We start from the raw sequence: 26,305 nt of genomic DNA, 5'->3' as shown, positions 1-26,305 counted from the left end.
CCGTGTCACCAGTCCGTTCTCGGCGTGTAGACGCCCGCCCCAGGCCCTGGGCACTGCTGTCCTCGTTCTGCGTGGTGTTCTTCATCCTCTTCCTCGCGGCGTTCGCCGTCGCCGATCGGGGACTCGCACCCAAGCTCGGCATCGACCTGCAGGGCGGGACCCGGGTCACGCTGATCCCCATCGGACAGCCCGACGAGCAGGACCTGCGTCTGGCCCAGGACATCATCCGCGATCGCGTCGACGGCCTCGGCGTGGCCGGGACCTCGGTGGTCATCGAGGGCAGCAACATCGTCCTCACGGTCCCCGGCGAGGACTCGAGCCAGGCCCGGGACCTCGGGACCACCTCGCAACTGACGATCCGCCCCGTCCTCGAGGTCCAGCCGGTCGCCGAGGGGGACGTCGAACCCGTCGATGCCGCGGTCGGTGACCGAGAGGCGGTCGCCCGGGCGGTGGAGGAGGCCCTCGAGGTACGACAGGGCGACCCCGAGGAACTCATCCAGCGTCTGCCGGAGTTCCGGTGCCCTGAACGAGAGATCACGGCGGGGTTCGAGGATCAGTCCCAGGCGCTGATCGCGTGCGGAGAGGGCGCCAAGTACGTCCTCGGCCCCGTCCCGTTGCTCGTCGGCGAACCGGAGGACGGTGAGCGCCTCGACGGCCAGCAGATCGTCAAGGACTCGGTGAGCTCTGGCTTCAGCCAGCAGGCCGGACAGAACGAGGTGTCGTTCCGGTTCAACGCCGGACCCGGACAACAGGGCAGCGCCACCTGGTCGCGCCTGACCCAGGAGTACCTGCAGCGCCAGATCGCCATCCTCCTGGACGGCGAGGTGATCAGCGCGCCGGTGGTCCAGGGGGTGACCCCGGTCGGGTCGGCCACGTCGATCACCGGCAGTTTCACCATGGACGAGGCGGCGACGCTCGCCGGGAACCTCCGGTTCGGCGCCCTGCCGATCTCGTTCGAGGACCCGAACGTCGACAACGTGCCCGCCTCGCTGGGTCTGGCCTCCCTCGAGGCCGGCCTGCTCGCAGGAGCGATCGGTTTCCTGCTGGTGCTGGTGTACACGGTGCTGTACTACCGGTTGCTCGGCGTGATCGCGTTCTTCTCCCTCGTGATCTCGTTCCTCGTCACCTATGTGATGCTCGTGTTCCTCGGGTACACGGTGGATTACAGCCTCGACCTGGCCGGGGTGGCGGGCCTCATCATCGGTATCGGCATGACCGCGGACTCCTACGTCGTGTTCTTCGAGAGGATCAAGGACGAGCTCCGCGACGGTCACCGGTTCAGATCCGCGGTACCCAGAGCGTGGAAGAGCGCCAGTCGCACCATCATCACCGGCAACGTGGTGAGTCTGATAGGCGCCGTGGTGCTGTACCTGCTGGCCACCGGAGAGGTCCGCGGATTCGCCTTCACCCTGGCACTGAGCACCGTCATGGACGTCCTCGTCGCCTTCACCGTCCTGTGGCCGCTGGTGTACCTGGCCTCGACCAAGCCGTTGTTCACCAAGCCGTGGGCCAACGGCCTCGGCCGGATGGAGTCCCTCCGGGCCGACTCCGCCGAGCGACGCCGCCACGAGCAGGACGCCGAGAAGGACGGATCCGATCCGGGCTCCGAGCGCGGCCGAGGCGTGTCCGCCACCGTGCGGGGCCCGGATGGGCGACCCACCGATCCGGGGCCGGCGTCCCCGGGCGTGACGATGATCCTGCCGCGCCGTGACGACTCCGAGGAGGAGGGCCGATGAGCGCCCCGGGAACGATCGACTCCGACGGCACGGCGGGTCCCGACCAGCCGGAGAGCCTGTTCAACCGTCTCTACACGGGGACCGGCGCGTTCCCGATCGTGCAGCGCCGCCGCCTGTACTTCCTCCTGACCGGGGCGATCGTCGCGATCTGCCTCGCGAGCATCATCTTCCGGGGGTTCACCTTCGGGATCGACTTCACCGGCGGCACCAAGTTGACGATGCCGGCGGGGGATGCGGACACCGGCCGGGTTGCCGCCGTCGTCGAGGAGACTCTCGGTCAGGAGCCCCAGACGGTCCAGATCGTGGGAGCCGGCAACGCGCGCATCGTCGAGGTGGAGACCGGCTTCCTCACCAGTGACGAGATCTACGCGACCAAGCTCGCGCTCGTGGAGGAGTTCCAGCCCGTCGCGGCGAGCGGCGAGGTCTCGATCGAGGCCGTCGGCGACTCCGCGCGCAGCGAGAGCTGGGGTGGACAGGTCACCCAGCAGATGATCATCGCCCTGGCGGTCTTCATCGTGATCGTGTTCGGCTACATGGCGCTGCGCTTCGAGTGGCGGATGTCGGTGGCCGGCGTCGTCGCGCTCTTCTTCGACGTCATCACCACGGCGGGCGTCTATTCGCTCCTGGGATTCGAGGTCTCACCCGCCACGGTCATCGGCCTGCTCACCATCCTCGGTTTCTCCCTCTATGACACGGTCATCGTGTTCGACAAGGTGGACGAGAACACGCGCGGCAGCAAACACTCCTCGAGCAGCACCTACGCCGAAGAGGCGAACCTCGCGGTCAACCAGACGCTCATGCGATCGATCCACACCACCACCATCGGCATCCTCCCGTTGCTGGCGTTGCTGGTGGTCGCGGTGTGGATCCTCGGGGTGGGCACGCTGCTCGACCTCGCCATCGTCCAGGTCGTCGGCATCATCACGGGCACGTTCTCGTCGATCTTCCTCGCGACCCCGCTGCTGGTGTGGCTCAAGGAGTTCGATCCCGCCACCAAGCGCCAGACCGCCAAGGTCCTGGCCCGCCGGGAGAAGGCCGGGGCCACCGCATGAAGGGCCACGGGACCTCGGGTGTGTCCCCGGGGGTCGTGGCCGCCGTCGAGCGCCTGATGCGCCGGGTCGAGGACTTCCCGGTGGCCGGCGTCCAGTTCTGTGACCTCACCCCCGTGCTGGCCGACCCCGAGGGTTTCGACGCCGTGGTGGCGGGCCTCGCCGCGGGTCATGAGATCGGGTCGGTGGACTACGTGGCAGGGCTGGACGCGCGTGGCTTCCTGCTCGCCGGGGCGGTCGCGTTGCGGCTGCGCACCGGCGTGCTGGCCATCCGAAAGGCGGGCAAACTCCCACCGCCGGTGCACTCGCGCTCGTACGAACTCGAGTACGGGGCGGCGACGCTCGAGCTCCCCGCCGACGGCCTCGACCTCAGTGGCACGCGGATCCTCGTGGTGGACGACGTCCTGGCCACCGGCGGCACTCTCGGAGCGGCCGTCGGGCTCCTCGACGACTGTGGCGCCGTGGTGACCGGCCTGTCGGTGGTGCTCGAAGTACCCGGGCTCGGGGGTAGGGATAGACTGTCCGGCACACCGCTGACCTGCCTCACGGTCGCGTGACCACCGCCCGTCGTTGACGGACCGGACATGGAGGGAGAAGCCGGAATGACCGATCGGCAGGATCCCACCGCGAACATCGGAGCCGGCCCCCAGCCCGCACCTGCGGAGCAGACCCGGTCCAGCAGCCAGCCCAACACCCAGCCCCTCCCGGTGATCCCGGGCGCCCGCCCGTCCGCCGGCCGTCGCGTCCGGGCCAGGTGGGCCCGGCGCCTCACCTCGGGGTTGACGGTGACGTCCACTCCCGCGGTCCTGGAACCCCTTGTCCGGGTGCACCGGATCCACCACGCCAAAGCCGACGTGGCGCTGCTCTCGCGTGCCTACGCACTCGCAGAACGCCAGCACGAGGGCGTGTTCCGGAAATCCGGCGACCCCTACATCACCCATCCACTGGCGGTGGCGACCATCTGCGCCGAGATGGGCATGGACACCACCACCCTCGTGGCAGCGCTGCTGCACGACACCGTGGAGGACACCGACTACTCCCTCGAGGCCCTGGCCTCGGATTTCGGTGACGAGGTCGCACACCTCGTCAACGGGGTCACGAAGCTGGACAAGGTCGACTTCGGCGAGGCGGCCGAGGCCGAGACGATCCGCAAGATGATCATCGCGATGGCGCATGATCCGCGGGTGCTGGTGATCAAGGTCGCCGACCGCCTGCACAACATGCGGACCATGCGATTCCTGCCGCCGGAGAAGCAGGTCAAGAAGGCCCGCGAGACCCTGGAGGTGATCGCGCCTCTGGCCCACCGTCTCGGAATGGCCACCGTGAAGTGGGAACTCGAGGACCTGGCTTTCGCGATCCTGGAGCCCAAGAAGTACCAGGAGATCGTGCGACTGGTCGCCGATCGCGCGCCGAGCCGGGACGTCTACCTGGGAACGGTGATCACCCGGGTCAGGGCCGAGCTGGAGAACGCCCACATCCAGGCCCGGGTCGAGGGCCGACCCAAGCACTACTGGTCGATCTACCAGAAGATGATCGTCCGGGGACGCGAGTTCGACGAGATCCACGACCTGGTGGGCATTCGCGTGCTGTGCGAGGACGTCCGGGACTGCTACGCCGCGATCGGCGTGGTGCATTCCGCCTGGAAACCGATGCCGGGGAGGTTCAAGGACTACATCGCCCAGCCCCGCTTCGGCGTCTACCGCTCACTGCACACCACCGTGATCGGTCCCGACGGCAAACCGTTGGAGATCCAGATCCGGACCCACGAGATGCACCGGAACGCCGAGTACGGGATCGCCGCGCACTGGCGGTACAAGGAGACCCGCGGCAAGCACCACGGCGATCCCGCCGAGGTGGACGAGATGGCGTGGATGCGCCAACTGTTGAGCTGGCAGCGGGAGGCCGCCGATCCGGGGGAGTTCCTGGACTCCCTGCGGTTCGAGATGACCAGCAAGGAGATCTTCGTCTTCACGCCCAAGGGCGACGTGATCAATCTCCCCGTCGGTGCGACACCGGTGGACTTCGCCTACGCCGTCCACACCGAGGTCGGTCACCGGTGCATCGGTGCGCGGGTCAACGGCAAGCTCGTCGCGCTCGAGAGGCCACTGGAGAACGGCGAGGTCGTCGAGGTCTTCACCTCGAAGGACCCCAACGCGGGCCCCAGTCTGGACTGGCAGAAGTTCGTCGTCTCGGGCAGGGCCAAGAGCTCGATCCGGCAGTGGTTCGCCAAGGAGCGGCGCGAGGAGGCCCTCGAACGGGGCAAGGATCTCATCACTCGGGAGGTACGCCGAGGCGGGGTGCCCGTCCACCGGGTCTTCTCCAACGAGTCACTGGCGGGCGTCGCACGTGAGTTGGGTTTCGCCGACGTCACGGCGCTCTACACGGCGATCGGGGAGAACCACGTCTCCGCGAAGCACGTCGTGGGTCGGCTCGTCGCGGCCCACGGGGGGGTCGACGAGGTCACCGAGGAGCTGGCGGACCGTTCGAGGGACAAGAACATCACCTCGAACCGACCGGCGCCCCCCGGTCCGGGGATCCTGGTGGGCGGGGTGAAGGACGTGCACGCCAAGCTCGCCCGCTGTTGCATGCCGGTCCCCGGGGACGAGGTGCTGGGGTTCATCACCCGCGGTGGCACCGTGAGCGTCCACCGCACCGACTGCACCAACGCCTCCGACCTGCACAGGGAGCCCGAGCGACTGGTCAAGGTCGAGTGGGCACCCCAACCCGGGGCGGTGTTCCTGGTGGCGATCCAGGTGGAGGCGCTCGACAGACACAGGCTGCTGTCGGACGTGACCAAGGTGCTGGCGGACGAGAAGGTCAACATCCTGTCCGCGTCCGTCCAGACGGCCGGCGACGACCGGGTGGCGATCTCGCGGTTCACCTTCGAGATGGCCGATCCCAAACACCTCGGACACGTCCTGCAGACGGTCCGGGGCGTCGAGGGGGTCTTCGACGTCAACCGGATGACGTCGAACTGAGCCGGGAGCCCGGTCGGTCCGGCCGCCGACCGCGCCTCGGCGGGCGGGCCGGCCCCCGACTCACCTGTCGGGGAGTCCTGACTGGGCGTCGACGACCACGGACTCGATGGTGACGGGACGCCGCGGCACCTGGTTGTCGCGGTCCGTCGGATCGTCGCTCTTCACGCCGGTCTCGGCGATGTCGTCGAGCACCTCCAGCCCCGGTTCACCGACCGTTCCCATGACGGTGTACTCCGGCGGGAGCGCCGAGTCCTCGTACACCAGGAAGAACTGGCTCCCGGCACTGTCGGGCGCCTGCGACTTGGCCATGGCGACGGTTCCGCGGGGGTAGATGGCGGCACCCGACCCGTCGGCCGCGAGTTCGAGGGTGTCGGGCGCGGGCGGCTCGTCCACCACGGAGTACCCGGGCCCGGACAGCCCGGTCCCCGTCGGGTCGCCGCACTGCAGTACCGACAGTCCGGGAACCTCCTCCGGGCCGGTGGTCTCCTCCGCCACGGTCAGACGGTGGCACTCGGTGTCGTCGAAGTACCGCTGCTCGGCCAGGTGGACGAAGCTCGCGACGTTGCAGGGCGCGCCGGAACGATCGAGCGTGAGGGGGATCTGGCCGCGGTCGGTGGTGATGGTCAGTTCCGCGGTTCCCCGGCGGGCCTGGTCACCCGACGGCGGCTCGGCCTCGCGCCTGTTCTCGTTGACGGTCTCGACCTGCGCGTTGAACTCCTCCACCTCGGCCACCACCTCGTCGCCCTGGTCCTCGAACTCCGCGGGGTCGAGCGGTTGGGGGGTCTCGGTGTCAGCGGGGTACTCGCAGGTCAGCCAGTTGGCCGCGTACTCCTCCGCGCGCTTGCGGTCGTAATTGATCCAGGCGACCACCCCGACGATCCCCAGCAGGACCGCGACGACGACCGAGGCCGCCACGATCTTGAGTTGCTTCTCGCGACGGGCCTGCGCCTCCATCTGCTCGCGCAGGCGCTGGCGCGCCTCGGCTCGGCGTTCCTGGTTGGTGGACACTGACCCTCCTGGGTACCTGGACTAGGCTGGAACAGTCGGCTGGAGCCGCGGTGGGGCCGAAGCGAGCAGACCACAGCGCTCCAGCCCAGGGGTCTTGTCTACCAGGTCGGGGCGAGACGGTTGCACACCACTCCGGTGTGCGGCCCAGTCGGCCCGGGGCCCTGCGACGGAGCCCTCGGGCCATCGAGGAAGGGAGCGCGGGACGTGCAGATCATCGGATTCCCGGCAGGGATGTTCCAGACCAACTGCTACATCGTGTCCGACGCCGCAGGGGACTGCGTCATCGTCGACCCGGGCCAGGACGCCGAGGACCAGGTGCGCCGCCAGGTGTCCGAGGCGGGGCTGCGGCCACGGGCGGTACTGCTCACCCACGGTCACCTGGACCACATCTGGAACGCCCGGCAGGTCGCCGATCATTACGGTGTGCCGGCGTACATCCACCCAGAGGACCGCGTGATGCTCTCCGATCCGGGCAAGGGGCTCTCGCTCGACCTGTCCGCCATGCTCAAGGGCGTCACCTTCACCGAGCCGGCGGAGGTCGTGGAGGTGTTCGACGGCGACACCCTGCGATTCGGGTCGATGACCTTCGACGTGGACCACGTACCCGGACACAGCCCCGGGTCGGTGTCCTTCCGGATCGTGGCCGACACAGAGGAGGGGCGGCGGACCATCGTGCTCGGCGGCGACGTGCTGTTCCAGGACGGGGTGGGTCGCACCGATCTTCCCGCGGGCGACACCGATGTGCTGATGCAGTCGATCGCCAAGAAGTTCCTCACACTGGACGACGACGCGGTCGTGCTGCCCGGCCACGGCCCCTCGACCACCGTCGGCCGGGAACGGCGGTCCAACCCGTTCTTACGCGACCTCTAGACCCCCGCCCCCCGATCCACCCACCGACTACACGCAAGGATCCACCACACGTGACCGGCACTCAGAAGAAGACCGCGCTCAAGGCACCGAAGGGGGTGCCGGACTACGTCCCCCCGACCTCGGCCGGGTTCGTCGCGGTCCGGGAGGCGATCACCTCGGCCGCCCGGCGGGCGGGGTACGGGCACATCGAGCTGCCGATCTTCGAGGACACCGCGCTGTTCGCCCGCGGCGTGGGTGAGTCCACCGATGTCGTCTCCAAGGAGATGTACACGTTCTCCGATCGCGGTGGCCGGAGCGTCACCCTCCGGCCCGAGGGGACGGCCGGGGTCATGCGTGCGGTCATCGAGAACGGCCTGGATCGCGGGCAGCTTCCCGTCAAGCTCTGTTACGCCGGCCCGTTCTTCCGCTACGAACGTCCCCAGGCCGGGCGGTACCGCCAGCTGCAGCAGGTCGGCATCGAGGCGATCGGGATCGACGACCCCGCCCTCGACGCCGAGGTGATCGCGGTGGCCGACGAGGCGTTCCGCTCCCTCGGGTTGACCGGGTTCCGACTGGAGCTCACCTCGCTCGGGGACGAGACCTGCCGCCCCGGGTACCGGGAGCGGCTGCAGGCCTTTCTCGCCGGGTTGGATCTCGACGAGGCCACCCGGGAGCGCGCCCGGATCAACCCGCTGCGCGTGCTCGACGACAAGCGCCCGGCGGTCCGTGCCCAGCTCGCGGACGCCCCGCTGATGATCGACCACCTCTCGGACCAGAGCGCCGCCCACTTCGCGGAGGTCCGGTCGCACCTCGACGCACTCGGCGTTGCCTATGAGGTCAATCCCCGGATGGTCCGCGGCCTGGACTACTACACCAAGACCACGTTCGAGTTCGTCCACGACGGACTCGGCGCCCAGTCCGGGATCGGGGGCGGCGGGCGCTACGACGGACTGATGGAACAGCTCGGGGGCAGGACCTGTCGGGCATCGGATTCGGCATCGGCGTGGACCGCACGATGCTGGCGCTGCAGGCGGAGAGTATCGACCCCACCGTCGGCGGCCGGGTGGACGTGTACGGCGTGGCGCTCGGCGCTCCGGCCAGGGCCGCGATGGTGCCCGTCCTGGCCGGGTTCCGTCAGGCGGGTCTGCGCGCCGACATGGCCTACGGCGACCGCGGCATGAAGGGGGCGTTCAAGGCCGCCGACAGGTCAGGGGCCGCGGTCACCCTCGTGGTGGGTGAGAACGAGTTGGCCTCGGGCACCGTGGTGGTCAAGACGATGGCGACGGGCGAGCAGAACGCGGTCCCGCTGGACTCGGTGGTCGACCACGTCACGGGGCTCGTCGCCCGCTGAGCGCCGACGGGGATCGCGACACCCGCGGACCGGAGGTGCCGCACGACCGGATCGATCCGGCGGGACCGTCCGCGCCGGGCGTCGGCCGCAGCCGACGCCGGGGACACCGGGGGTGGACGTAGACTGTGCGTCGTCCGAACCCGGGTCCGACCGCACGAACCGCGGCGGGTCCCGTCGCCGTTCGCCGACCATCCAGCATTCCCGACGAGAGGACCACCCCGTGCTGCGCACCCATTCCGCCGGCCAGCTCCGAGCCGCCGACGCCGGGGACACCGTCACCCTGGCCGGCTGGGTGGCGCGCCGCCGGGATCACGGCGGGGTGATCTTCGTCGATCTCCGTGACTCCACAGGCGTGTGTCAGGTGGTGTTCCGCTCCGAGGAGATCGCGGAGCGCGCGCACCGTCTCCGGAACGAGTTCTGCGTCGCCGTCACCGGCGTCGTGGACCGCCGCCCGGAGGGGTCGGAGAACCCTGCCCTCGCGTCCGGTGAGATCGAGGTCGACGTGGTCTCGTTCGAGGTGCTCGGCGAGTCCGCGGCGCTGCCGTTCCAGCTCGACGACGAGGTGGGAGAGGAGGCACGCCTCCGTCACCGCTATCTCGATCTCCGCCGTGAGGGTCCGGGTGCCGCACTGCGACTGCGGTCGAAGGTCAACTCCGCCGCGCGGAGCGTCATGGCACGCCACGACTTCGTCGAGATCGAGACCCCCACCCTCACCCGCTCCACCCCGAGGGCGCGCGCGACTTCCTCGTCCCCGCACGTCTGCAGCCCGGCACCTTCTACGCCCTCCCGCAGTCGCCGCAGCTGTTCAAGCAGCTCCTCATGGTTGCCGGGATGGAGAAGTACTACCAGATCGCCCGCTGCTACCGGGACGAGGACTTCCGGGCCGACCGGCAGCCGGAGTTCACCCAGCTGGACGTGGAGATGAGCTTCGTCGACCAGGACGACGTGATCGCGGTCGCGGAGGAGATCCTCACCGAGGTGTGGGCGACGGCGGGCTACGAGATCCAGGCCCCCATCCCGCGGATGACCTATGCCGAGGCGATGCGTCGGTACGGCTCCGACAAGCCCGACCTGCGCTTCGACATCGAACTGGTCGAGTGCACCGAGTTCTTCGCCGACACGCCGTTCCGCGTGTTCAAGGCCCCCTACGTCGGCGCGGTGGTCATGAAGGGCGGCGCGTCGCAGCCGCGACGTCAGCTCGACGCCTGGCAGGAATGGGCCAAGCAGCGCGGAGCCAAGGGGCTGGCCTACATCCTGGTCGGTGAGGACGGCGAGCTGGGCGGTCCTGTCGCCAAGAACCTGTCGGACGCCGAGCGGGCGGGCATCGCCGCCCACGTCGGCGCGGAGCCCGGGGACTGCATTTTCTTCGGTGCCGGGGCCGTCAAGTCCACACGTGCGCTCCTCGGCGCGGCCCGTGGCGAGATCGCGGACAAGCTCGGACTGATCGACCCCGAGGCCTGGGCGTTCACGTGGGTGGTCGACGCGCCCATGTTCGAGCCGGCCGACGACGCGACGGCCGCCGGCGACGTGGCGGTGGGCTCGGGCGCGTGGACGGCCGTGCACCACGCGTTCACCTCTCCCAAGCCGGAGCACCTGGACACCTTCGACACCGACCCGGGCTCGGCCCTGGCCTACGCCTACGACATCGTGTGCAACGGCAACGAGATCGGGGGCGGCTCCATCCGCATCCACCGCAAGGACATCCAGGAGCGGGTGTTCGGCGTGATGGGCATCTCCGCCGAGGAGGCGCAGGAGAAGTTCGGCTTCCTGCTCGACGCCTTCTCCTACGGCGCGCCGCCGCACGGCGGAATCGCGTTCGGCTGGGACCGCATCTGTGCGTTGCTGGCCCGGACCGAGTCCATCCGCGACGTCATCGCCTTCCCCAAGTCCGGCGGCGGTGTCGACCCGCTCACCGACGCCCCCGCTCCCATCACTCCGCAGCAGCGCAAGGAGTCGGGAATCGACGCCGCGCCCGTGACCCGCGGTCAGGGGACCCAGGCGGAGCGTGCGTCAGCCGGGTAGTCGGTCCCCGGCGGCCCGGCGGTCAGAGGTGGAACGCCTCGAGCGCCGGGCGGCCGTCCATCCCGGAGTGGTCGAGCCCGAACAACCGGGCGACCGTCGGCGCCACGTCGAGGGTGCGGACCGGGCGGTCGACGGTGCCGCCCCGACGCACGATGCGGTGCCCGCCACCGATGAAGAACGGGATCCCCAGGGTGACCTCGTGCCCGTGGTTCCCGGGAATCGGGTTGGAGAACGGTGTGGGGTCGGAGAACCGCCAACCGGGGTGGCACGTGGCCACCAGGTCCCCGCCTCGGTCCCCGAGGGAGAGTTCGGCGGGATCGTAGAGCCGGTTCACCCCGGGGAGCGCGCCGACGACCTCGCGCAGCCGCCGGAGCGAGGCGTCGCGCTCGCTCGCCGGACCGACATAGGCGAACGTGTCGGCCCCGCCGTTCTGGGCGATGCCGAACCGCCCGCGGATCGCCGCGTCGGCCTCGATCGCCCCGGCGGCGCTGATCAGACTGAGCGGCTCCGACCAGTCCATCCCGTGATCGGCCAGGACGATGACCACCGAGCGCTCCCACCGGCCGGTCGAGCGGAGGAACTGTTCGAACTCCCAGAGTTTGTGGTCGGAGTTGTACACCGCCTGGTTGCGCGCCAGTCGCAGCGAGGTTCCCGAGAGGTCCATGTGTCCGAATCGGTCCATGTCACCCAGGTTGACGAAGGTCATCCTCGGGGCGTGGTCGGTGACGGTCTGCTTGAGTGCCTCGACGGTGAACCAGTCGAGGGAGTGGTCGGTGACCGGAACGAGGGGGAACGGTGCCCACTGCACGCTCGCGCGTCCGCCGAACAGGCCGTGGAGGTAGTCCTTGCTCAACACGCTCGCGGTGGTCAGGCCCGCCTCGGTCCGGATCCGGTCGAGCACCGTCGGTGCGCGGAGGTCATCCGGCCGGTCGAGTGTCCTGTCGGTGCCGGTCGCGTGGTCCCAGACCGAGTTGGCCGGGACCCCGTTCCGCTCGGGCAGGACTCCGGTCACCATCGCCGCGTGGTTCGGGAGCGTCTCGGCGATCATGACCGACGTCGCGTCGGTGAACCTGGTCCCGTCGGAGGCCCACCGGTGCAGGGTGGGGGCCTGGGCCGGGTTGAGTTCGTCCGGTCGCATCCCGTCGGTGACCAGGACGTAGACGTCGAGGTCGTCGGCGACCGGCCGCGTCGGCGTGGCCCAGACCGGGGCCGGCTCGGCGAGCATGGTGACCCCGACCGTGCCCGCGGCGACGACCACACCGGCCCCGGCCAGCGCCTCCCGGCGGGTGAGGGTGGGTCCGTGGCAGGCGTCGTGATGGCGGCTCATCGGGCGGGGCTCCTCGGGGGCGGGCTGGACGGGAGGGGTACGGACTCAAGGTCTACCCCGTGGTGACGGGGCACACGCGGGTTCCACTCAACCCCATCGCGACGGGCCGGACCACCCGGACGGTCTGTTCGTCTCCTGATGTTCACCATCCAAGCGGTGTCGGGGTCCGTCGGTAGCCTGGGTCGCGTGAGCGAAGACGCAGGGTTGTTCGCGGCCGGGGATGCGCGACCGGGTCCGCGGGAGGGGTCTGTCCCGCGGGTCGACCCGGGGTCTCCGCTGGCGGTCCGGATGAGGCCACGGACGCTGGACGAGGTGGTGGGACAGGAGCACCTCCTGCGACCCAACTCTCCGTTGCGGCGGTTGGTCGAGGGCCGGGGAGGGTCCTCGGTGATCCTCTACGGGCCGCCGGGGACGGGCAAGACGACATTGGCCAATCTGGTGGCCAGCACGTCCGGACGGCACTTCGTGGCGCTCTCCGCCCTGAGCGCCGGGGTCAAGGACGTCCGCGCGGTGATCGAGGACGCCCGGACGCGTCAACTCCACGGCCGCCGGACGGTGCTGTTCATCGACGAGGTGCACCGTTTCTCGAAGAGCCAGCAGGACGCGCTGCTGGCCGCGGTCGAGAACGGGATCGTGCTCCTGGTGGCCGCCACCACGGAGAACCCGCACTTCTCGGTGATAGCCCCGCTGCTGAGCCGCTCGCTCATCGCCGAGCTGCAGGGGTTGGACGCGGCGGGGGTGGCGACGGTGATCCGGCGGGCCGTCGCGGACGAGCGGGGCTACGGGGGTGCGCTCGAGGTGACCGACGCCGCCGTGGAGGACATCGTCCGGCTCTCCGGCGGCGACGCCCGGCGCAGCCTGACCATCCTCGAGGCCGCCGCGGGGGCCGCCGAGGACGCGGTGGTGACCCCGGAGACGGTCGAACTCAGCCTGGACGCGGCACCGGTGCGCTACGACCGTGACGGTGACCAGCACTACGACGTCACGAGCGCGTTCATCAAGTCGATCCGCGGATCGGACGCCGACGCGGCCCTGCACTACCTCGCGCGGATGCTGGTCGCGGGGGAGGATCCGCGATTCATCGCGCGGCGACTGATGGTGCACGCGAGTGAGGACATCGGCATGGCCGACCCCACCGCACTGCTCGCCGCCTCTGCCGCGTCGGACGTCGTGCAGAAGGTGGGGCTGCCGGAATGCCGCCTCGCCCTGGCCCAGGCCACCATCCACCTGGCGACGGCGCCCAAGTCCAACGCCGTCATCTCCGCGATCGACGCCGCGATGGCCGACGTGCGCGCCGGTGGCGTCGGGGAGGTCCCGCGTCACCTCCGGGACGGTCACTACGCCGGGGCGAAGGGGCTGGGCAACGGCGTCGGATATCGCTACGCGCACCAGTCGCCGGCGGGGGTGGTGGCGCAGCAGTACCCTCCCGACGAGCTCGTGGGTCGGGACTACTACTCGCCCACCGGACACGGTTACGAACGTGACCTGCGCACGAGACTGACCCGACTGCGGGGCATCGTCCGCGGATCCACCTAGCTGCCCGGGTCGAAATATGTGAAACTCATGAGGCCTGTCTGAACGGGCGCAACATTCAAGTCGTCGAGCACTTTTCGGAGGAATCATGAGCGGAATCGCGAGCATCTTCTCGACCCTGGTCGGTGTGGCCACCTCGGTGGGCGTGTGGGGGACCGGCGCGCACAGCCTCGGTCTGCTTCCCCAGGAGGCGTTCATCACCGCCGCCAACTTCGGCATCATCCTGCCCCCGATGCCGCGCTGATACGGCTACTCGCGCGTCGTCAGATCGCCGGCCGGATCGCCGGCAGTCCCCTCGGCACGGTCCCCGCAGGCGGGGTCCGTGCCGAGGGCGTTCGAAGGCTCTTCCGGTCCGTTCCTCGACGCCGGAGTGCCGCCGGTAGGCTGAGCAGTCGTCCGACCACCTCCTCAAGACCCCAGTGAGGCCCCCTGTGCAGACCCATGAGATCCGGCGCCGATTCCTCGACCACTTCGTCAGGGCCGGACACGCCGAGGTCCCCAGCGCATCACTGGTACTGGACGATCCGAACCTGTTGTTCGTCAATGCGGGCATGGTCCCGTTCAAGCCCTACTTCCTGGGCCAGGAGACCCCGGAGCACGCCACCGCGACCTCCATCCAGAAGTGTGTGCGCACCCTCGACATCGAGGAGGTGGGCATCACCACACGCCACAACACCTTCTTCCAGATGGCCGGCAACTTCTCCTTCGGTGACTACTTCAAGGAGGGGGCGATCCGGCACGCGTGGTCACTGCTCACCTCGTCCGTCGATGACGGCGGGTTCGGTATCGACCCCGGGCTGCTGTGGGTCACCGTCTATCTCGACGATGACGAGGCGTATGGCATCTGGCGTGACGTGGTCGGCGTCCCGGAGGGCCGCATCCAACGTCGCGGGATGGCGGACAACTACTGGTCCATGGGTGTTCCCGGACCGTGCGGGCCGTGCTCGGAGATCTTCTACGACCGCGGCCCGGCCTACGGGGCGGAGGGCGGTCCGGAGGCGGATGAGGACCGCTACATCGAGATCTGGAACCTCGTGTTCATGCAGAACGAGCGCGGCGAGGGCACCGGCAAGGACGCGTTCGAGATCCTGGGCCCGCTGCCCAAGCAGAACATCGACACCGGGATGGGGATAGAGCGGGTCGCGTTCCTGCTCCAGGGTGTCGAGAACGTCTACGAGACCGACCTGCTCCGCCCGGTGATCGACACCGCCGAGCGTCTCTCCGGCAGCACCTACGGGGCGGACAGCGCCTCCGACGTACGTTTCCGGGTGATCGCGGATCACGCGCGCACGGCGTACATGCTGATCGCCGACGGTGTGACCCCCGGCAACGAGGGCCGCGGGTACATCCTGCGCCGCCTCCTGCGGCGAATCGTCCGCTCGGTCCGGCTGCTCGGGGCGGGCGGGGACACGATGGCCGAGTTGATGACCACAGTCAAGGAGGCGATCGGCCCGTCGTTCCCCGAGACCGTCGCCGGGTACGAGCGCATCGAACGCATCGCCGTGGCCGAGGAGATCGCCTTCCTCAAGACCCTCGAGTCCGGCACCCAGCTGTTCGAACGCGCCGCGCAGGACGCCAGGAAGTCGGGGGCGGCGACCCTGTCGGGACGCCAGGCCTTCGCGCTGCACGACACGCACGGGTTCCCCATCGACCTCACGCTGGAGATGGCGGCCGAGGCCGGACTCCAGGTCGACGAGGCGGGCTTCCGGTCCCTGATGTCCGAGCAGCGGGCGAGGGCCAAGGCGGACTCGCGGTCCAAGAAGCACGCCCACGCCGACCTGTCGGTGTACCGCGACTTCCTCGACGCGGGCGAGACCGTCTTCACCGGATTCACCGAACTCACCGACGAGTCCACACTCCTGGGCATCGTGTCCGGCGGCGAATCCGTCCCCGTGGCCAGGGAGGGTGACAGGGTCGAGTTCGTCCTCGATCGCACCCCGTTCTACGCCGAGTCCGGTGGCCAGCTCGGGGACCGCGGCATGATCTCCACGGCCGGTTTCCAGATGCAGGTCGACGACGTCCAGAAGATCGGCAAGAAGCTGTGGATCCACAAGGGCGTCCTCACGGGAGGCGAGGTCGAGGCCGGCCAGCTCGTCACCGCGGCCGTCGACCCGGAGTGGCGCAAGGGGGCCACACAGGGCCACTCGGCCACCCACCTCGTCCACGCCGCGCTGCGGCAGATCCTCGGACCGGAAGCCGTCCAGGCGGGCTCGCTCAACAAACCGGGGTACATGCGGTTCGACTTCAACTGGTCGGGTTCCATCCCGGCGGACGTCCTGGCCCAGGTGGAGGAGATCACCAACGCCGCCGTCGACGCCGACTATCGCGTGAACACGATCGAGACCAGCCTCGACGACGCCCGCCGGATGGGCGCCATGGCACTGTTCGGCGAGAACTACGGGTCGCTGGTCCGGGTGGTGGAGATCGGCGGTCCGTTCTCGATGGAACTGTGCGGCGGAACCCACGTCGCCAGTTCCGCGCAGATCGGCCCGGTGAGTCTGCTGGGCGAGGCCTCCGTCGGCTCCGGTATCCGGCGGGTGGAGGCGTACGTCGGCATGGACGCCTACCGACATCAGGCCCGGGAACGTGCGCTCGTGTCGGGCCTGGCCACCTCGCTCAAGGCACCGGCCGAGGAGCTGCCCGACCGGGTGGCCGCGCTGACCGCGAAGTTGCGGGAGGCGGAGAAGGCCCTCGAATCGATGCGTGCCGCCCAGCTCGCCTCTCGGGCCGGGGACCTGCTGTCGGCGGCCGAGGACCTCGACGGGATCCGGCTGCTGACACACGACGACCCGGGAGGATCGGCGGGCGACCTGCGGACACTCGCATCGGACCTCAGGGGCCGTCTCGGCGGGGACGCCGGCGTCATCTTCCTCACCGCCGCGGGTTCCGACAAGGTCCCGTTCGTCATCGCGGTGAGCCCGGCCGCCCAGGAGCGCGGTCTGCGCGCGGGAGATCTGGTCAAGGCCATCGCACCGACGCTCGGGGCGCGGGGTGGTGGCAAGGCCGACATGGCACAGGGCGCCGGCACCGACCCGTCCGGCATCGATGCGGCCGTGTCCGCCCTGCGCTCCGCCGTCAGGGACGCCGGGTGACGGCATCCGACACCGGTTCCTCCGGATGGACCCGTGGACGTCGGATCGGGCTGGACGTGGGGACGGCACGGATCGGTGTCGCCTCGTGCGATCCCGACGGGATTCTGGCCACTCCTGTCGAGACGATTCGGGTCGCCAGTGGTGACCCCGACTGGACGGCGGAGGTGAGGCGCCTGGCTGAGCTTGTCGAGGAGCACGACGCGGTCGGCGTGATCGTCGGACTGCCCACCTCGTTGAAGGGACGGGACACCGCCTCGACGGCGATGGCGCGATCGTTCGTCACGGCGCTGTCCGCCGCCTCGCCGGGTCTCGACGTCGAGACGGTGGACGAACGACTCACCACCGTGACGGCCGGGGCCGCCCTGCACGGAGCGGGCAGGAACACCCGACAGCAGCGTGGCGTGATCGACCAGGCCGCCGCGGTGGTGCTGCTCCAGGCATGGCTCGACTCACGGCGCGCCCGCCGATGACGGGCGTCCCGACCCACCCGGCTGGATAAACTGACACGACGCACGATGCTGTCCGGCGGGCAGCTCCCTGAACCACCGGATAAGGAGCACGATGTCTGCGGCACGAGGACGCTCACGAACGAGTGGCACCATCCGGTTCATACTCCTCGCGGCCGTGGTCGGGGTGGTCCTGGCCTTCGCCGCGATGGTGTACCGGGCGACGAACAGCGAGATCTCGGCCGCGCCGGATTTCGAGGGCGGGGGTTCCGGTACCGCCCTGTTGCACGTCGAACCGGGTGACACCCTGGGAGTGGTCGGGGATCGCCTGTATGACATCGGCACCGTGGCCAGCACCCGGGCCTTCACGGGCGCAGCTTCCGGGACGTCGGTCGAGGGCATCCAACCGGGTTATTACCAGGTCCGCCAGGAGATGAGTGCCGCGTCGGCGGTCGAGGCCCTGTCCGATCCCCGCAGCAGAGTCGGCTACATGGACGTCAATCCCGGTGGACGGCTGCTCGACACGGTCGTGGTCGGCGGCGGCACCGAGAAGGGCATCTACACCCTCATCGCCGACGCGACCTGTCTGCGGGACCTCGACCAGCCGGACGCCCCACCGATGTGCCGGCTTCCCCAGGAGATCGTCGACGCCGCCGTCCAGGCCGACCCCGTTGAACTCGGGGTGCCCGACTGGGCCATCAACGAGGTCCGCGGCGCCCCGGACCCGGTGCGTCGACTCGAGGGGCTGATCGCGCCCGGCGTTCACAACATCAACCCGCAGTCGGAGCCCGTGGAGATCCTCCGCCAGTTGATCGACTCGTCGACCGAGGCGTACGACGCCACCGGCCTCGTCCCCTCCGCCGAGAGGATCGGGTTGACCCCTTATCAGGTGGTCACGGCGGCGTCCCTGGTGGAGAAGGAGGGGACACTCGAGGATTTCGACAAGATCGCCCGGGTGATCCTCAACCGACTCGACGAGCCGATGCGCCTGCAGTTCGACTCGACGGTCAACTACGCCCTCGCCGACCAGGAGATCGCGACGACCGACGCCGATCGGGCCGCGGTCACGCCGTGGAACACCTACGCCATGGACGGGTTGCCCTACGGTCCGATCGGGTCTCCCGGCCTCGACGCGCTCCGGGCGATGGAGAACCCCGCGGAAGGACAGTGGAAGTACTTCGTCACGGTCGACATGCAGGGGACCACCCGATTCGCCGACGAGTACCCGGAGCACGAGCGATACCAGAGCGAGGCGATCGCGAACGGGGTCCTGTCCAGTGGGCGATAGCGCCGCGGACCGCTCGCCCCGGTCGGCCGCGGTACTCGGCCACCCTGTGGACCACTCCCTGTCCCCGGTCCTGCACGGTGCCGCGTACCGGGCGCTCGGCCTCGACGGGTGGACCTACGAGCGGATCGAGTGCACGGAGGCGCAACTGCCCGCCGTGGTCGACTCGTCTCCCGACCATCGTGTGGGGTATTCGGTGACGATGCCGAACAAGTTCGCCGCCCTCGTGTACGCGACCGAGGTCAGCGAGCGCGCCCGGATCGTCGGTAGCGCCAACACCCTCGTCCGGCGGGAGACCGGCTGGTTCGCCGACTGCACGGACGTCGACGGGGTGACCGGGGCACTCGCCGGGTTCGACGAGCTGCCCCCCGAACCGACGGCGGTCGTCCTGGGCGTCGGCGGGACCGCCCGCCCGGTGTTGGCCGGGCTCGCGGCGGCCGGAGCGGCCCGCGTGGTGCTGGCCTCGCGCCGCGACAACGCCGCGCCCGCCGCCGACTGCGGCCGAGCGCTGGGCCTGGAGATCCACACCGTACTGCTGTCCGATGCGACCCTGCCGGACGAGGTGTCGAGGTCGGATGTCCTCGTCAACACCGTTCCCGAACCGGGGGTCGGTGAGCTCACCCACCTGGTGGCACACGCCAACCGCCTGTTCGACGTCCTGTACGACCCCTGGCCCACCGCGGCCGCCTCCGCCGCGCTGTCCGCCGGGATCCCTGTGGTCGGCGGCGACGTCATGCTCCTCCACCAGGCCTTCGGCCAGGTGGAACTGTTCACCGGGCGGCCCGCACCCCGCCAGGCCATGGCCGCGGCTCTCGCGGACGCGCTCGGTCGCTGACGGCGGCGGCGCCCCCGTCGCGCGGTGCCCTAACCGGCCGTCGTCGCCACGTCCGGGCGACGTGCCGTCACGGTCTCGTAGTCGGACGTGTCCGCGGTCCGGGTCCGCCGCTGGTACTCGTGGACCAGTCCGGGCCAGTTGGTGGTGACCCGTCCCGAGCCGACCCGGTACCAGGAGTCGCATCCGCTCCAGACGGAGTCGTCGAGACGCCGCATGATCTCGGCGTCGTAGGCGTCGTCGACCTCCGGGCGGACCTCGAGGGCCGCCGGCCGATCCGCCTCGGCCAGTCCCTCGACGATCTGGCGGATGTAGCGGGCCTGCTGCTCCATCATGAGGATGATCGAACTGCTCCCGAGATTGGTGTTGGGGCCGTAGACGAGGAACATGTTGGGAAAACCCTGCACGGCCATCCCGAGGTAGGCGCGGGCGCCCTCACGCCACTGCTCGTGCAGGTCCCGTCCCCCGCGCCCTCGCACGGTCATGGGTGCCAGGAACTCGGTGGCCTTGAAACCGGTGCCGTAGATGATGACGTCGGCGGGGTGCAGCTGTCCGTCCACGGTGACGATGCCGTCGGGCACGACCTCGGCGATGCCGTCGGTCACCACGTCGACGTCCGGCTGGGCGAGCGCGGGGTACCACCCGTTGCTGAACAGCATCCGCTTACACCCGATCGGCTCGGTCGGGGTGAGCGCGGCTCGCAACGCGGGATCCCTGACGGTCAGCCTGAGATTGGCTCTGGCCAGCCCGCTCAGGATCCGGGCCAGCGGCCGCGCGGAGGTCAGGGCCAGGCCGATCGCCTCGGTGGTCTCCCAGATGGCACCGCGCATCGCGGGGATCAGGCCGGGAACCCGGGCGAAGGCGGCACGGTGGGTGTCGGTGTAGGCCCGGTCCGGCTTGGGCACCACCCACGGCGCCGAGCGCTGGAAGACCGTCACATGGGAGGCGGCCTCGCGGATGCGGGGGACGAACTGGATCGCCGAGGCCCCGGTCCCGAGAACGGCGATCCGCTTGCCGGTGAGGTCGACGTCGTGACGCCACCGAGCGGAGTGGAATGACGGCCCCGCGAACGTCTGGAGCCCCGGGATGTCCGGGTAGGCCGGCCGGGACAGCTGGCCGACGGCCGGAACCAGGACGTCGGCCTCGAAGGTGTCGCCGGAGTCGGTGAGGACCGTCCACGTGGCGGTGTCCTCGTCGAAGGTCGCCGAGGTCACCTCGGTCCCCGTGCGCACCTTGTCACGGAGACCGAACCGGTCTGCGGTCTCACGGATGTAGGAGAGGATGTCGGGTTGCTCCGCGTAGCGACGGCCCCAGTCCGTCTTGCGGTGGAACGAGTACGAGTAGAGGTTCGACGGCACGTCACACGCCGCTCCCGGGTAGGTGTTGTCCCTCCACACCCCGCCCACGTCGTCGGCCTTCTCGAGGATCGTCACGTCGGCGAGGTCGCCACGGGTGAGTTCGTAGGCGACACCCAGGCCGCCGAATCCCGCGCCGATGATGAGGACCCGGGGTCGCCGTCGCGTGGTCTGCGTGGGGGAGGGGGAAGGAGTCATGATGAGACCGTATGACGCCGGCCCGGCGTGGCCACAGACTTTCCCGGCCTGATAATCCATAATTCCGGCCATGAACTCCTGGGAGGATCCCGCCGTGCCGCACTGGGACTTTCCCCGATCGGCCACCGGTATCGGTGTACTCGTCGAGGCGGGCGGCGCTCTCGGCATCGAGGCGGGGGCGATCCTGCGCGGGGTCGGGCTGAGCCCCACTGACCTGGCGAACCCCGACCTGCTGGTGGCGCCGCAGAGCGAGCTGGCCGCGATCCGCAACCTCCGGACGGCCGCGGGACACCGTCCCGCGCTCGCCGCCGAGGTCGGGTCCGCCTACCGGTTGACGACCTTCGGGATCCTCGGATACGCCCTGCTGTCCAGCCCCACACTCCGCGAGGTGATCGCCACGACACTGCGCTTCATCGACCTGAGCTACATCTTCAGCACGATCGCGGTGGAGACGACCGGGGACCGGATCGAGGCCCGCCTGGGGGGCGCGACCCTTCCGGGGGACGTCCGCGAGTTCCTGGTGGACAGGGATCTCTTCGCGATCCACTCCGTTCTCGGCGACCTCGTCCCCGGCGGCCTGCCTTTCACCGAGGTCGTGTTCCGCGGTGGCCGATCCGCGCCCACCCTCGAGGCCTACGGTGAACGACTGGGGCCGGTGGCGTCGTCGTCCGAGGGCGGGGTCGGGGTCACGGCCGTATTCGACGCCGCCCACCTCGACAGTCCGCTCCCCCAGGGCAGTACCGCCACGGTGGCGGTGGCGGAGGCGCTCTGCAGAGACCTCGCCGCCACCCGACGAAACCGCGGGCCGGTGAGCAGCCGGGTCCGCGTCGCCATCACCGGACGTCTCTCCCAGGGGGCACCCATGTCGTCGGTGGCCGCCGAACTGGGGGTGAGTCCACGGACGTTGCGGAGGCGTCTGGCGGAGGAGGGCACCTCCTACCAACGCCTGCTGGACGACGTCCGGGTCGAGTTGGCAGACCGCATGTTGGCTACCGGTCTGCTGTCCGTCGAGGACGTCGCCATCCGGTTGGGATATGCCGAGGCGTCGAGCTTCATCCACGCGTTCCGGCGACTCACCGGTACCACCCCGCACCGGGCCTCGGTCGCCTCGCGCACCCGGACGCCGGCGGCCCGGCGGGCCTGATGTGCCGGGTGGGACCCGGACGTGGGATGATCGGCGACGTGCTGAAGTGGACCACCGCCGGAGAATCGCATGGCCAGGCCCTGGTGACGATCGTCGAGGGCGTCATCGCGGGTGTCGAGGTGACGACCGACCAGATCGCGGCGCAGCTCGCCCGTCGCCGCCTGGGCTACGGCCGCGGCGCCCGGATGAAGTTCGAGGCCGACGCGGTCAGGGTGCTGGCCGGCGTCCGCCACGGTCGCACCATGGGCTCGCCCGTGGCGATCGAGGTCGGGAACACCGAGTGGCCCAAGTGGGACACGATCATGTCGGCGGATCCCATCGACCCCGATGCGATCGAGGACAAGGCCCGCGCGGCCACCCTCACCAGACCTCGCCCGGGCCACGCCGACTTCGCCGGGATGGTGAAGTACGACTTCGACGACGCCCGCATGGTTCTGGAACGCGCCAGCGCACGCGAGACCGCGGCCAGGGTCGCGGCGGGGACGGTCGCGCGGGCGGTGCTGCGTGAGGTCCTGGGCGTGGAGGTCCTCTCGCACGTGATCTCCATCGGCGCCTCCGATCCCTACACCGGGCCCGAACCCACGTTCGCCGACCTGCCGGTCATCGACGAGAGTCCCGTGCGTGCCTTCGACACCGCGAGCGGGGAATCCATGATCGCCGAGATCGAGGCCGCCAAGAAGGCCGGGGACACGCTCGGGGGCGTGGTCGAGGTGGTCGTCCACGGGCTGCCCATCGGACTCGGTTCGCACGTGTCCGGCGAGGAGCGCCTCGACGCCCAGCTTGCGGGAGCCCTCATGGGGATCCAGGCGATCAAGGGGGTCGAGGTCGGCGACGGTTTCGAGACCGCGCGTCGCCGGGGCAGCGTCGCGCACGACGAGATGGTGCGGGGCGATGACGGCGTGGAACGCCGTACCAACCGCGCGGGTGGACTCGAGGGCGGGATGACCAACGGGCAGGTCCTGCGGGTCCGCGCCGCCATGAAACCCATCTCCACGGTGCCGCGCGCGCTGAGCACCGTCGACATGGCGGACGGATCCGGCGCCACCGCCATCCACCAGCGCTCCGATGTCTGCGCGGTCCCCGCCGCCGGGGTGGTCGCGGAATCCATGGTCGCGCTGGTCCTCGCACGCTCTGTCCTGCAGAAGTTCGGCGGGGACTCGGTGTCGGAGACCCGGCGCAACGCGCAAGGGTACCTCGACGCCGTGGCGGCGAGACTGGACTGGGACTCGGATCCGGCATGAACCACCCGGCACGGCCGGTCGCCGTCCTGGTGGGTCCGCCGGGTGCCGGCAAGACGACCATCGGGCGCAAGCTGGCCCGCAGGCTCGACGTTCCGTTCCGTGATGCCGATCAGATGATCGAGGAGGCCGAGGGGCGGTCGATTCCCGAGATCTTCGCGGAGGAGGGTGAACCCGCGTTCCGCGCGATCGAGGAGAGGGTCGTGGGGGAGGCGCTGGAGACCTTCAGCGGGGTCCTCTCGCTGGGGGGCGGTGCCGTGCTGTCGGCGACCACCCGCGGCCGGCTCCGCGGTCACCGCGTGATCCATCTGACGATCGGGGTGGCCGAGGGGGTGCGCAGGTCCCGGGGCGCCGGTCGCCCACTCCTCGCCGGCGGTGACGTGACGGCGCGGTACCAGGCGTTGTTGACCGAGCGGGCGCCGCTCTACCGGGAGGTCGCGTGGTCGACCGTGAGCACCGAGCGCAGGAGTTCGGGCAAGGTGGTGACGGAGATCGTCGACAGACTCGAGTCCGGTGACCCGCACGCGCGCAGCGCGGCGGACCGATCGTGAGTCCGGCGAGAAGTGAGATCAGTCGAGCGATGAGCGGGAGTCCTTCATGAACCGAGACCGAGACACCACCGAGCCCGTGGTGGTGGATGTGCGGTCCGCCGCCCCCTATCCGGTGGTGATCGGCCGCGGACTGTTGCCGGAGATCCTCGAGGCGTGCTCGGAGTCGCGGAACCTGGCGATATTCCATCAGCCGCCGTTGACGCAGACCGCCGAGTTGCTGCGGGAGCAACTCGCCGCCGCCGGCGTCAACGCGCACCGCGTCGAGATCCCCGACGCGGAGGCCGGCAAGGACCTCGCCGTGGCGGGGTACTGCTGGGACGTGCTCGGCAAGATCGGGCTGGGCCGCAAGGACACCGTGGTGAGCCTGGGTGGCGGGGCGGCGACGGACCTCGCCGGATTCGTCGCCGCCACCTGGATGCGCGGGGTGCGCGTGGTGCACATCCCCACCACGCTGCTCGCCATGGTGGACGCCGCCGTGGGGGGCAAGACCGGGATCAACACCGATGCAGGCAAGAACCTGGTGGGGAGCTTCCACGAACCGGCCGCCGTCTTCGTCGACACCGCCACCCTCGAATCGGTTCCGCGCAACGAGTTGATCTCGGGCATGGCGGAGGTGGTCAAGTGCGGTTTCATCGCGGACCCGGGGATCCTCGACCTCATCGAGGCGGACCCGCAGGCCGCGCTCGACCCGACCGGGGAGACGATCGTCGAACTCATCCGACGCAGTGTCCAGGTCAAGGCCGACGTGGTGGGCCGGGACCTGAAGGAGTCCGGTCCCCGGGAGATCCTCAACTACGGTCACACACTCGGGCACGCGGTCGAGCGCCGTGAGCAGTACCGCTGGCGGCACGGGGCGGCCGTGAGCGTGGGGATGTGCTTCGTGGCGGAGCTTGCCCGGCTGGCGGGGCGTCTGGACGACGCGACGGCGGACCGACACGCGTCGATCCTGTCCTCCCTGGGGTTGCCCACCGGATACCACGATGACGCCTTCCCCCGGCTGCTCGAGCTGATGTCCGGGGACAAGAAGAACCACTCCGGATTCCTCCGGTTGGTGGTCCTCGACGGACTGGCCCGTCCGGCACGGATGGAGGCTCCCGACCCATCCCTCATGACCGCGGCCTACGCCGCGATCTCGGAGGGTAACAAGCCCAGCGGCGGCGGGGTGCTGCTGTGAGTGACCGGCTGGCGGACCGTCGGCGCGCGGTCGCCTCCGCGACCGCGGAGGCGGGCGCTGCCGCACTCCTCGTGACCGACCCCCGGAACATCGCCTACCTGACCGGGTTCCGCGGGTCCGGGGGGGCCGTTCTGGTGGAGGACGACGGCGAGGCCGTCCTGTGCACGGATTCGCGGTACGAACTCCAGGTCGTCGAGCAGGCCCCGGATGTCGGGCACGTGATCTCGCGCGAGTACGTCGCGGGGGTTCTCGGACGTCGACGCGGACCCGCCGACGCGCCGTTGGCGGTCGAGGCGGACGCGATGACCCTGTCCGCGGCGAGCGCGCTGCGGCGGGTGCTCGCCGACCTCGGAGCCGCGGACGCGCCGCTCGTCGAGACCAGTGGCGTGGTGGAGCGGGTGAGGAGGACGAAGGACAGTGTCGAGATCGGTCTCATCGAGCGTGCCTGCCGGGTCGTCGACGACGCCTGGACCCATGTGCTCGCCCACGGCGTACTCGCCCCGGGCCGCAGCGAGCGTGAGGTCGCAGCGGACCTCGAACACGCCATGCGACGGGCTGGTTCGGACGGCGTCGCGTTCGAGACCATCGTCGCCTCGGGTCCCAACGGGGCGTTCCCGCACCACGTCCCGGGGGACAGGCGGCTCGCCCCCGGCGATCTCGTGGTCGTCGATTTCGGTGCGACCGTCTCCGGCTACGCCTCGGACTGCACCCGCACGGTGGCGTTCGCGGGCGCCGCGGACAGGCTCCTCGACGCCTACGAGGTGGTCAGTCGCGCGCAGCGCGCCGGTGTGTCCGCGGTTCGGGAGGGACTGGCCTGCGGGGAACTCGACGGCGTGAGCCGGGGCATCATCTCCGACGCGGGGTTCGGCGAGCACTTCGGCCATTCGCTGGGTCACGGCGTGGGACTGGATGTCCACGAAGCGCCCGCGGTGTCCGCCAGGTCCGCGAGTACACTGTCCGACGGCGATGTGATCACCATCGAGCCGGGGATCTACCTCCCCGGGCTCGGCGGGATCCGAATCGAGGACACCGTGGCCGTCACCGGCGGGAGCGGTAGATCCCTGACCACCACGTCGACGGCGCTGACCGTGCTCTGAGCCGCCGTCCCACAGAACATCCGCGCGGCGCCGGTCCACT

19 protein-coding genes and 2 pseudogenes are annotated in these 26,305 nt (G+C 70.0%); 18 read left to right on the top strand and 3 right to left on the bottom strand.

Annotated elements, in window-relative coordinates; all coding sequences use genetic code 11:
• Nucleotides 1–2: 2 nt before the first annotated feature.
• Genes secD through CT688_RS08500 form a run of 4 tightly spaced genes read left to right on the top strand, consistent with a single transcriptional unit; the run spans nt 3 to nt 5,763 of the window.
• A complete protein-coding gene (gene secD, locus CT688_RS08515; RefSeq protein ID WP_231750260.1) occupies nt 3–1,736 on the top strand; it encodes a protein translocase subunit SecD in 1,734 nt (577 codons plus the stop codon).
• The gene (gene secF, locus CT688_RS08510; RefSeq protein WP_107756547.1) at nt 1,733–2,788 is read left to right on the top strand and encodes a protein translocase subunit SecF; all 1,056 of its coding nucleotides are present in this window, start codon (nt 1,733–1,735) and stop codon (nt 2,786–2,788) included. The genes secD and secF overlap by 4 nt, the downstream gene beginning before the upstream one ends.
• The gene (locus CT688_RS08505; RefSeq protein WP_107756546.1) at nt 2,785–3,342 is read left to right on the top strand and encodes an adenine phosphoribosyltransferase; all 558 of its coding nucleotides are present in this window, start codon (nt 2,785–2,787) and stop codon (nt 3,340–3,342) included. Before secF ends, CT688_RS08505 begins: the two co-directional genes overlap by 4 nt.
• A 45-nt stretch (nt 3,343–3,387) precedes the next feature.
• Nucleotides 3,388–5,763 (top strand): bifunctional (p)ppGpp synthetase/guanosine-3',5'-bis(diphosphate) 3'-pyrophosphohydrolase, encoded by a 2,376-nt coding sequence (locus tag CT688_RS08500; RefSeq protein ID WP_107756545.1) that lies wholly within the window; start codon nt 3,388–3,390, stop codon nt 5,761–5,763.
• A 60-nt stretch (nt 5,764–5,823) separates the two neighbouring features.
• Here CT688_RS08500 and CT688_RS08495 read toward each other — a convergent pair whose 3' ends face one another.
• Complete coding sequence (locus tag CT688_RS08495; RefSeq protein WP_107756544.1) at nt 5,824–6,771, bottom strand: peptidylprolyl isomerase; 948 nt, start codon at nt 6,769–6,771, stop codon at nt 5,824–5,826.
• 204 nt (nt 6,772–6,975) lie between these two features.
• On the opposite strand from CT688_RS08495, the gene CT688_RS08490 reads away from it, so the two are divergent.
• The 3 genes and pseudogenes from CT688_RS08490 (at nt 6,976) to aspS (ending at nt 10,993) form a co-directional block, all read left to right on the top strand.
• On the top strand, nt 6,976–7,641 hold the full coding sequence (locus tag CT688_RS08490; protein WP_107756543.1) for an MBL fold metallo-hydrolase: 666 nt from the start codon (nt 6,976–6,978) through the stop codon (nt 7,639–7,641).
• 50 nt (nt 7,642–7,691) lie between these two features.
• Nucleotides 7,692–8,971 (top strand): annotated as a pseudogene (hisS, locus tag CT688_RS08485) (histidine--tRNA ligase).
• Between the two features lie 220 nt (nt 8,972–9,191).
• Nucleotides 9,192–10,993, top strand: a pseudogene (aspS, locus tag CT688_RS08480) (aspartate--tRNA ligase).
• A 22-nt stretch (nt 10,994–11,015) separates the two neighbouring features.
• Here the strand turns inward: aspS and CT688_RS08475 are convergent.
• Complete coding sequence (locus CT688_RS08475; RefSeq protein WP_107756542.1) at nt 11,016–12,320, bottom strand: alkaline phosphatase family protein; 1,305 nt, start codon at nt 12,318–12,320, stop codon at nt 11,016–11,018.
• A gap of 156 nt (nt 12,321–12,476) precedes the next feature.
• Between CT688_RS08475 and CT688_RS08470 the strand changes: the two genes are divergently transcribed.
• From CT688_RS08470 to CT688_RS08450, 6 genes are all read left to right on the top strand, one after another.
• The gene (locus CT688_RS08470) at nt 12,477–13,856 is read left to right on the top strand and encodes a replication-associated recombination protein A (RefSeq protein ID WP_370446356.1); all 1,380 of its coding nucleotides are present in this window, start codon (nt 12,477–12,479) and stop codon (nt 13,854–13,856) included.
• A gap of 85 nt (nt 13,857–13,941) precedes the next feature.
• Nucleotides 13,942–14,097: a hypothetical protein gene (locus CT688_RS17325; RefSeq protein WP_017836862.1), complete on the top strand. Its 156-nt coding sequence runs from the start codon at nt 13,942–13,944 to the stop codon at nt 14,095–14,097.
• A gap of 187 nt (nt 14,098–14,284) precedes the next feature.
• Nucleotides 14,285–16,945, top strand: coding sequence for an alanine--tRNA ligase (gene alaS / locus CT688_RS08465; RefSeq protein ID WP_107756540.1), 2,661 nt, complete (start codon nt 14,285–14,287; stop codon nt 16,943–16,945).
• A complete protein-coding gene (gene ruvX / locus CT688_RS08460; protein ID WP_107756539.1) occupies nt 16,942–17,415 on the top strand; it encodes a Holliday junction resolvase RuvX in 474 nt (157 codons plus the stop codon). Before alaS ends, ruvX begins: the two co-directional genes overlap by 4 nt.
• Before the next feature lie 91 nt (nt 17,416–17,506).
• On the top strand, nt 17,507–18,679 hold the full coding sequence (gene mltG, locus CT688_RS08455) for an endolytic transglycosylase MltG (RefSeq protein WP_107756538.1): 1,173 nt from the start codon (nt 17,507–17,509) through the stop codon (nt 18,677–18,679).
• Entirely contained in the window at nt 18,669–19,511 is an 843-nt protein-coding gene (locus tag CT688_RS08450) for a shikimate dehydrogenase (RefSeq protein WP_107756537.1), read from the top strand. The genes mltG and CT688_RS08450 overlap by 11 nt, the downstream gene beginning before the upstream one ends.
• Nucleotides 19,512–19,540: 29 nt before the next feature.
• Here CT688_RS08450 and CT688_RS08445 read toward each other — a convergent pair whose 3' ends face one another.
• Nucleotides 19,541–21,061, bottom strand: a complete 1,521-nt coding sequence (locus CT688_RS08445; protein ID WP_107758095.1) for an NAD(P)/FAD-dependent oxidoreductase — start codon at nt 21,059–21,061, stop codon at nt 19,541–19,543.
• 70 nt (nt 21,062–21,131) lie between these two features.
• On the opposite strand from CT688_RS08445, the gene CT688_RS08440 reads away from it, so the two are divergent.
• The 5 genes from CT688_RS08440 to CT688_RS08420 are packed head-to-tail and all read left to right on the top strand — an operon-like array spanning nt 21,132 to nt 26,265.
• The gene (locus CT688_RS08440) at nt 21,132–22,205 is read left to right on the top strand and encodes an AraC family transcriptional regulator (protein ID WP_107756536.1); all 1,074 of its coding nucleotides are present in this window, start codon (nt 21,132–21,134) and stop codon (nt 22,203–22,205) included.
• Between the two features lie 38 nt (nt 22,206–22,243).
• Complete coding sequence (gene aroC, locus CT688_RS08435; protein ID WP_107758094.1) at nt 22,244–23,446, top strand: chorismate synthase; 1,203 nt, start codon at nt 22,244–22,246, stop codon at nt 23,444–23,446.
• Nucleotides 23,443–23,994 (top strand): shikimate kinase, encoded by a 552-nt coding sequence (locus CT688_RS08430; RefSeq protein ID WP_107756535.1) that lies wholly within the window; start codon nt 23,443–23,445, stop codon nt 23,992–23,994. Before aroC ends, CT688_RS08430 begins: the two co-directional genes overlap by 4 nt.
• A gap of 46 nt (nt 23,995–24,040) precedes the next feature.
• Nucleotides 24,041–25,168, top strand: a complete 1,128-nt coding sequence (gene aroB, locus CT688_RS08425; RefSeq protein WP_107756534.1) for a 3-dehydroquinate synthase — start codon at nt 24,041–24,043, stop codon at nt 25,166–25,168.
• On the top strand, nt 25,165–26,265 hold the full coding sequence (locus CT688_RS08420) for an aminopeptidase P family protein (RefSeq protein WP_107756533.1): 1,101 nt from the start codon (nt 25,165–25,167) through the stop codon (nt 26,263–26,265). The genes aroB and CT688_RS08420 overlap by 4 nt, the downstream gene beginning before the upstream one ends.
• Nucleotides 26,266–26,305: the final 40 nt, after the last annotated feature.

The sequence above is a fragment of the Dietzia sp. JS16-p6b genome (assembly GCF_003052165.1).
Taxonomy (GTDB): Bacteria; Actinomycetota; Actinomycetes; order Mycobacteriales; family Mycobacteriaceae; genus Dietzia.
Note: the sequence above shows the minus strand (reverse complement) of the source record. Positions and strands in the feature narration are given on the sequence as shown.

What these genes read in the sequence shown, in the direction of transcription:
- secF (WP_107756547.1), top strand. Translation starts at nt 1,733, where the DNA reads ATGAGCGCCCCGGGAACGATCGACTCCGACGGCACGGCGGGTCCCGAC.
- CT688_RS08505 (WP_107756546.1), top strand. Translation starts at nt 2,785, where the DNA reads ATGAAGGGCCACGGGACCTCGGGTGTGTCCCCGGGGGTCGTGGCCGCC.
- CT688_RS08500 (WP_107756545.1), top strand. Translation starts at nt 3,388, where the DNA reads ATGACCGATCGGCAGGATCCCACCGCGAACATCGGAGCCGGCCCCCAG.
- CT688_RS08475 (WP_107756542.1), bottom strand. Translation starts at nt 12,320, where the DNA reads ATGAGCCGCCATCACGACGCCTGCCACGGACCCACCCTCACCCGCCGG.
- CT688_RS17325 (WP_017836862.1), top strand. Translation starts at nt 13,942, where the DNA reads ATGAGCGGAATCGCGAGCATCTTCTCGACCCTGGTCGGTGTGGCCACC.
- mltG (WP_107756538.1), top strand. Translation starts at nt 17,507, where the DNA reads ATGTCTGCGGCACGAGGACGCTCACGAACGAGTGGCACCATCCGGTTC.
- CT688_RS08445 (WP_107758095.1), bottom strand. Translation starts at nt 21,061, where the DNA reads ATGACTCCTTCCCCCTCCCCCACGCAGACCACGCGACGGCGACCCCGG.
- CT688_RS08440 (WP_107756536.1), top strand. Translation starts at nt 21,132, where the DNA reads ATGAACTCCTGGGAGGATCCCGCCGTGCCGCACTGGGACTTTCCCCGA.
- CT688_RS08430 (WP_107756535.1), top strand. Translation starts at nt 23,443, where the DNA reads ATGAACCACCCGGCACGGCCGGTCGCCGTCCTGGTGGGTCCGCCGGGT.
- aroB (WP_107756534.1), top strand. Translation starts at nt 24,041, where the DNA reads ATGAACCGAGACCGAGACACCACCGAGCCCGTGGTGGTGGATGTGCGG.